Annotated in this window: 1 protein-coding gene; it reads right to left on the bottom strand. The window is 72.3% G+C overall.

All coding sequences use genetic code 11. The features are described 5' to 3' along the window. Positions 1-851, bottom strand: an 851-nt coding sequence (locus ABFY07_RS42700; protein WP_346179614.1) for an AAA family ATPase, incomplete at both ends; no start/stop codon positions are given.

The raw sequence follows: 851 nt of genomic DNA, 5'->3' as shown, positions 1-851 counted from the left end.
TCGGTGAGCTGTCCGGCTTCCTCGTGGCCGACGTAGCCGGGCGGGGCGCCGATGAGGCGGCTGACGGTGTGCTTCTCCTGGTATTCGCTCATGTCCAGGCGGACCATGCGGTCCTCGCTGCCGAACAGCGCCTCGGCCAGGGCGCGGGCCAGTTCGGTCTTCCCGACCCCGGTGGGCCCCAGGAACAGGAAGCTGCCGACGGGGCGGCCCGGGTCGGCGAGGCCGGCGCGGGAGCGCAGGACGGCGTCGGCGACGGCCGACACCGCCTCCTCCTGGCCGATGACCCGCTGGTGGAGGTGTTCCTCCAGGCCCAGCAGACGGTCGCGCTCTTCCTGGGTGAGGCTGCTGACCGGGATGCCGGTCTGCCGGGAGACGATGTCCGCGATGTCCTCGACGGTGACCTCGGACACCCGGCAGGCCGAGTGCGGTTTTCCGGACCCCTCCTCGATGCGCCGGTTCAGCTCGGTGATCCGGTCGCGCAGGGCGGTGGCGCGCTCGTACTGCTCGGCGGCGACGGCCTGGTCCTTGTCCCGGGTGAGCTGCTCGACCTCGCGCTCCAGCGCCCGCACATCGGTGCCCCGGGTGCTGGAGCGCAGCCGTACGCGGGCCCCGGCCTGGTCCATCAGGTCGATGGCCTTGTCGGGCAGGAACCGGTCGGTCAGATAGCGGTCCGACAGTTCCACGGCCGCCAGCAGCGCCTCGTCGGTGTACCGCACCTGGTGGTGCGCCTCGTAGCGGTCGCGCAGCCCGCGCAGGATCTCCAGCGCGTCGGCCGCGGCCGGTTCGGGCACCATGATGGGCTGGAAACGCCGCGCCAGCGCCGCGTCCTTCTCGATGTGACGGCGGTACTC

The organism is Streptomyces sparsogenes subsp. cuspidosporus (genome assembly GCF_039532705.1).
Lineage (GTDB): Bacteria > Actinomycetota > Actinomycetes > Streptomycetales > Streptomycetaceae > Streptomyces > Streptomyces sparsogenes.
The sequence above is the reverse complement of the archived record's forward strand: the minus strand, read 5'-3'. Positions and strand labels throughout refer to the sequence as shown.